At 58.1% G+C, this 6,612-nt stretch carries 3 protein-coding genes; 1 reads left to right on the plus strand and 2 read right to left on the minus strand.

Features of this window, described 5'->3' with window-relative positions:
* The first annotated feature begins 1,872 nt into the window (after nucleotides 1-1,872).
* Nucleotides 1,873-2,814 carry a DMT family transporter gene (locus tag F757_RS32840; RefSeq protein ID WP_084530678.1) on the plus strand — a complete coding sequence of 314 codons (942 nt, stop codon included), beginning with the start codon at nucleotides 1,873-1,875 and terminating at the stop codon, nucleotides 2,812-2,814.
* A 156-nt stretch (nucleotides 2,815-2,970) separates the two neighbouring features.
* Here F757_RS32840 and F757_RS0102235 read toward each other — a convergent pair whose 3' ends face one another.
* Nucleotides 2,971-3,678: an MgtC/SapB family protein gene (locus F757_RS0102235; protein WP_027209965.1), complete on the minus strand. Its 708-nt coding sequence runs from the start codon at nucleotides 3,676-3,678 to the stop codon at nucleotides 2,971-2,973.
* Between the two features lie 727 nt (nucleotides 3,679-4,405).
* On the minus strand, nucleotides 4,406-6,612 hold a 2,207-nt coding region (bamA, locus tag F757_RS0102240), incomplete at its 5' end, for an outer membrane protein assembly factor BamA (protein WP_027209966.1).

Here is a 6,612-nt window from a genome sequence, read left to right on the forward strand (position 1 = left end):
TTCCACGCCGAGCCAGTCGTCGCGTGAATCCAGAACTTGGATGCTCGGGCAGGCTATCATCCACAACGAGGGCTTTCGCCACTCGTTGCTGATGACTACAAGTTTTGTGAGTAAATCGGATTGCCCGGTGGCGCATGTTCAGCGGAAGCGCATCTTGCTCAGGGATAGTACGAACCTATCCTTGTGCCGGACGGGGTGCTCTTTAATTGCAAAGCGGGCAGTCCGCCCAGAAAAGGGTGGACGGCGCCGCTTCCTGCTTTCTCGGGATGCGGCGCAGAGGATTGTGCGTCACATCTCAGGCCGCAGTCGGATTGGTACGGGACCAACTACAACTGGCGTCGGCGTTCACAGAAATGTCCTGTTGATCAGATTGAGCGAATATTAGTTGCCTCTTGTCCGGATCGTCAATAGGTCAGCGTGCCTAATTCGGCGAGATCAAGAAGCGCAGTTCGTTGAACGCGACACTCAGTCTGTCTCAGCGAGCTAATAGCCGCCATGTCCCGCGGGAGCAGTGCACTCCTGAAATGTCGGGCCTAAACCGTGGGATCGAGAAGATCCCATCTGTCCGTTGTCCTCACTTTCATCTCGCCTTGCTTGCCTGTCTGATGCTGTTATCTCTCCGTGCTCTGTGGATTGCTTGTGTTAGCGGCTTTTAGTCGCTGGCGAAATTGCGTCGTCTGAAAAAGATTCGATTGATAATCGAATCCGCTTCAAGATGCCACAGGCCGCGTCATTGACAATCGACGCCGCTCGCCGCACGATACGCGGCATTGATCGAACCTTTATACGAGTTAGGGCGGCGTTGAAGCCGCTGATTACGGTAGTCGCATCAACGGGCGACAGCGGTCGAGGCGCAACGGTGGACGATTGCCCAGCCCTGAATACATTCTGTATGTACTGCGAACGGGCACTCCATGCGAATACCCTCCGAAGAACCCAATTTCGGCCGCGGCCTGACGTGCGGGAATGGCTATGAGACAGCCAGGTCGCAGGCGTGCGGTAGCAACCGTATCTGACAATGCGGCGCCGGTTGCGTGAGCATGATCGGACTGATTTCGAGCAGGCAAGTCCTGGAAACACGCCCCAGTCCGACAGATGGGGGCAAGCCTGGTCGAAACTCACATCGCCGTAAATGCGCGCGGCGTGCTGTTTGACAATCACAGACGGGCGCCGACCGGCACGATTCGACGGCGTTCGAGTACACGCTCGATATCCTTGTGCGATGTCGGGCCCGAATGGCCAGCCACGCAACGACCCAGGCAAGTGGCATGCACACAAAAGGCTATGACTTTGCCGCTGCCGACGTTACCGAAGGCAGCTCGGTATCGCAACCCATCTTGCGCGGCGGGTCGTAGAAAGCAGGCAGAATGCTTGGGCCGTTTCGCCCGGTGGTGGAGCGCCTCAATGCCTGATTTGCGCACTTCGGCAAACTGCGCATTTCTTTCGATCCTTGCATGATTTTTACTTGGCCGCGCCTCCCTGTCTTCTGCTGTTATCTGTTGGCGCTTTTTGGATGAGTCGCGTTAGCGGTTCCGAACCGCGATTCATAAAGCCAAACGGCCTCGAGTAACCGCCCGGCAAAGGGTAATAGAACGGGCTAGAGGGAGTCGCCAATATGCGGCAATACCGTCTTAAGCACTGCGCGGCTCCGACGCGACTGCTCTATGGCACCTTCCTTAGGAGTAGCCTCACCCGTCGAGAGAAACCGGCGCTTTCCAGGTACTCGGGTTGGTTCTTCAGCTAAAGCGGGATATGGAAGCTTCGAGGCCGCGAACGTCCCGCCGGGTTTGGTCCTGGCGGCTGTCTCACAGGCTGCCTTAAACAGGCAGCCATACGACGCGATCTCCGAAATCTGGCTCGTCAGGAAAGGAAATGAAGCGGACAATAACCCTGCTGCTGTTTGCCCTGGTGACGTTGACGTGGGGCACCACCTGGATGGCGATGACCATCGCGCTCACTACTATCCCACCAATCTTCGCGACCGGCATCCGGTTCGCATCGGCATCACCCTTTCTCATCCTGCTAGCGATTTGCTGTCGCGCACCGCTGCTGTTTCCGCGAGGGCTTCGCTGGTATCAGGCATTCATCACTCTCGCATATTTTGCCGTACCCTTTTCCTTGATCATTTACGGCGAACAGTATGTCAGTTCAGGGCTTGCAGCGTTGATTTTTTCAAACATGCCTGCAATCGTTTTGTTGTTTTCCTTGTTCATGCTAGATGAAGAACTCCGAGCACGAAAGATTGCCGGATTGCTGATCTCTACCACGGCACTTGCTGCAATTCTCGTCATCGAGTTGGACTGGAGCCGATCGAACAGCCTGGCGGGGATCGGTGCATTGCTTTGCGCCGCGCTCCTGCACGCCTATGTGTACACGCGAAGCAAGAAGCAATGCGAGCGCATTTCTGTTCTGACTTTCAGCGCGTTACCGAGCGCCTTTGCTGGCGCGCTGCTGCTTGCAATCGGATGGATCTTCGAGCGTCCTGTCGTTGAGAAGTTCTCCCTGCTGTCGCTGGCAGCCACGATCTATCTCGGCCTCGTTGCTGGTGTCTTTGGCATCCTGAGCTACTTCGCGTTGCAACAGCGGACAACCGCTTTCAGGGCTTCTCTTGCGTTTGTCGTTTTTCCGGTTATCGCTATCTGGGTGGAAGACTTCTGCACTGGAAAGTCCATTTCCCGGCTTTCGTACGTGTTCCTCGCGCAGTTGATGCTCGGAATTCTTCTGGTGGTCGCGCCCGGCAAGCGAGGCAAACTGTCGATGATTGGACCGAAGACCGTCTCCGCTACCGTGACCGAAGAGCGCGAGAAGGCCTAAGCACCGGTGTCTTTGTCAGGTACGACGTGCGTGCGCGCGTGGCCGGAACTGTTACCTGGCGATCCGGTTGCTGCCGCGCGGGGCGGGGCGCCCGGCAGCTAGTCCACTCACGCAAAGCACAAAGCTCCAGTTCGGGATGGGGACGCCGGATCCGGCTTACTCCTGCGCAGAATCGACATCTGCAGCCGACCAGCTGATGCTCGATACACCGCGTTCCATGCTCATGCGGCTGGCCAGACGTTCCAGTCTGGCTTGATCCTTGGGATGCATCCGCACCGTCGCGACGACTTTGACGCCGGGCGGCTCGCCACAGACGTCCTCGCTTGTCAGGCTCTGAAACGATAGCGGCTGCGCGTCGATTGCGTTGGAAAGTAGCGTACGGATGTGAATTTCGTCCTCTCCCCGCGCGATCACAGTAAGCACATATTCGCGCACTATGTCTGCGCTCGACAAAGGGGTTGCGTTGATTGCGCGTCCCACTTCTCGCAACAGCGTATTCGTGACAAGCACCACTCCGGTTCCGGCAACCGCCGGACCATAGTGCCCCGTGCCGCAAAGCACGCCGACAGCCGCCGCACACCAGAGCGTCGCAGCCGTGTTGATGCCCTGAATCGAACCTTTGTCACGCATGATGACGCCACCGCCAAGGAAGCCGACGCCGGAGACGACGTATGCCGCAATCTGCGTCACACCAGACGTGCCATTGCCCGTTAGCACGCCCAACGTAACGAACAGGCACGCGCCGCTCGCAACGAGCGTAATCGTTCGAAGACCTGCGGTACGTTGGCGCAGTTGCCTTTCCAGTCCGATCACGACACCACATGCGAAGGCCGCTAGAAGGCGCAATACAAAATCGACGGTCATTACGCCCTCGTGAATTTTTTGCAGGGAACGCACGAAATGACGTCGCGCGCGAAAATTTTGCAAGCGTGCTGGCTAATGGCCTGGAGCCCCGACTAGTGAGGGTGGTTCGCAGCCACGCGGCTTGTGCGACCTCGAAGCCGTTCTACCGGCCCGCACGTAAGCTTCTGCCGACTGCTTCGCCGATTGACTGCATGCTTGCAACGAGGATGTCTTTCGAGCAGATTCTACGTCACTTAGGTGTCAAACTCGTGCAACGACCGGGTGCTTTTCGAGCGACAAGCGCGGCATGACGCCGCAACTCTGTACAGCTGCGCGCGACATTGCCAGCGGGGCACGCGCGTCAGTTGGCTACAGCGCAATGCCATCAATTTCCATTTCATTGCGACAGATTCGGTGCCGTACCGCCGACGCGGCCAGCCTGGGATGGGTACTCTTTCGAGCGGGCTGAGCTCAGGTGGTGGACCGCGAAAGAACGCAGACCGGCAATGGCCACTCACGTCGAGGCATTGGCTGGACCCCCACGTGCAGATTCCTCTGTCGCGTCAGGTCCCAACAAAGCAGGATGGCGAACAGTGCGCCACGGCTTCAGTGCCGACTAATTTATCGTTTTAGCGCGTGCCAGGACGGCGGACGTGTGCGAATCTTCCAGTGCACTACGCCGCGCGCCGCAGTTCGTGAGGATGCGGGCAGCACGGCATCGAAATCGGCTGTCATGCCCGGCACATGATTAGAAGGGGGTACCTAACTGAATCTGGAAGATCTGGTACTTGTCACCCTTGTGTTTAATAAGTGGCAATCCCGCGCTCACTGTGAGTGGACCAAGCGGTGAGTTCCATGTAAGACCAACACCGGCGGAATAACGTAGGTCGTTCAAACCCGACGACGGCTCGGTGTGACCTGTATCGGCCCACACGTTACCAGCGTCGAAAAAGCCAAAAACGCGGACCGGATGGCCGTAGCCGGTACCCGGCAACGGAATAGTCAGCTCGGCATTCGCCACCAGCATCTTTGATCCTCCGATCGGGGTGTCAGTCCCGGCGTCGCGCGGACCCAGTGAGCCTGGCTCGTAGCCCCGGACTGAGCCGGTACCGCCGGCGTAGTAGTTCTCAAAGATTGGATAAGGCTTCCCATTCAGGCCGGCGCCGTACGCTCCGTTCAAGTTCAGGCCCAGAACGAAGCCATGGCCGAACGAATGGTAGTACTTTGCGCGGATATCCGCGTTGTAATATTGTGTGCTGCCTAAGGGTGTTCCGTATTGTGCGTTTACGTCGACGGAGTAGCCACGGCTAGGCATCAGCGCGTTGTCCAGGTGATCGCGAGTCCAGCCTACGGTCAACGGTATCTGGTTTGATACGGGGCCAAAAGCTTTGACGTAGTCTTTGTAGACTTGCGGCGTCTTGGTGTCGATACTCATGCGCTTCTGATTCACACCCGTGCCGAGATAGACTACATCGGACTCGGAGACCGGAATGCCAAGCTGGAGGTCGGCGCCGATCGAAGTGATTGCAAATTCCGCAGCGGTTGGTGTTGCATACAGCGGATGGACGGTTTGATAGTAGAGTTTCGTTCTCCGGCTGATGCCGTTGGACGTGAAGTACGGGTCGAACTGCGTGACCGAAAAGGTACGATTGGTCTCCGAGGTGTTGAAGGCCAGCGCGATGCTCGTGCCCGAACCGAACACGTTGTTCCGCGAGTAGCTCCCGGAGGCCATCGGGTTGCCCGCCGACGAGATACCGCCGTTCACCGTGATCGAGCCGGTCGGGTTTTCGGCAACCTTCACTTCCACGTCCACCTGGTCGGGCGCGCCTTCCACCGGTATGGCGGTCACGCCCACGTCGGTGAAGTAACCGAGGCGGTTGATACGGTCCTTCGACAACGCGAGGCGGTTCGAGTCGAACCACGAGCCTTCGAGCTGGCGCATTTCGCGGCGTACCACTTCGTCGCGCGTGCGGGTATTGCCCACCACGTTGATGCGGCGCACGTACACGCGGCGGCTCGGGTCGACCTGCAATGTAAGGTCGACCTTGTGGTTGGTCTGGTTCATCTGCAGCTGCGCGTTGACGGTGGCGAACGCGTAACCGTACTCACCGAGTTTGTCGACGATTGCCTTGGTGGTGGATCGCAGGTTTTCGCCGAAAAAACGGTCTCCCGGATTGACATTGATGAGCTTGGTGAGCTCGGGCTCGCGGCCGAGCAGATTGCCGGCGAGCTTGATGCTGGAGATCGTGTACGGCTCGCCTTCGTGCAGCGTAACCGTCAGATATATGTCTTTCTTGTCCGGCGTGATCGACACCTGGGGCGGCTCGATTGTGAAGTCGAGATAGCCGCGGTTCAGATAGTACGAGCGGATATTATCAAGATCGCCGGTGAGCTTGTCTGTCGCGTACACGTCGCTCTTCGTGTACCACGAGAACCAGTTCGGCGTGGACAGCTGCATCTCGTCGCGCAGCGTACCGGTGCTGAATGCCTTGTTGCCAATAAAGTTGATCTGGCGGATTTTCGCGCTCGGCCCTTCGGCCACCGAGAACAGTACCGAGACGCGATTGCGGTCGATCGGCGTAATCGTGGTGGTGACTTCNGCGGCATAGTAGCCACGCGTGAGGTATTGGCGCTTCAGTTCCTGTTCGGCCTTGTCGACGAGCGCCTTGTCGTAGTAACGGCCCTGCGACAGGCCGACCGCGCGCAGCGCCTTGGTNAGGNTTTCCTTGNCNAACTCGTGAATGCCCGCGAAGTCGATNNTGCCGATGGNNGGACGCTCCAGCACCTGCACGATCACCACATTGCCTTCGGTTGCGATCTTGACGTCGTTGAAGAAGCCCGTAGCGTACAGCGCGCGAATGGCTTCGGACGCCTTGTCGTCGTTGAACGTGTCGCCCTGCTTGATTGGCAGATACTCGAACACGGTACCACGTTCGACGCGTTGCAATCCCTCGA

This window comes from Burkholderia sp. WSM2232 (genome assembly GCF_000472545.1).
GTDB lineage: Bacteria > Pseudomonadota > Gammaproteobacteria > Burkholderiales > Burkholderiaceae > Paraburkholderia.

What these genes read in the sequence shown, in the direction of transcription:
- F757_RS32840 (WP_084530678.1), top strand. Translation starts at nt 1,873, where the DNA reads ATGAAGCGGACAATAACCCTGCTGCTGTTTGCCCTGGTGACGTTGACG.
- F757_RS0102235 (WP_027209965.1), bottom strand. Translation starts at nt 3,678, where the DNA reads ATGACCGTCGATTTTGTATTGCGCCTTCTAGCGGCCTTCGCATGTGGT.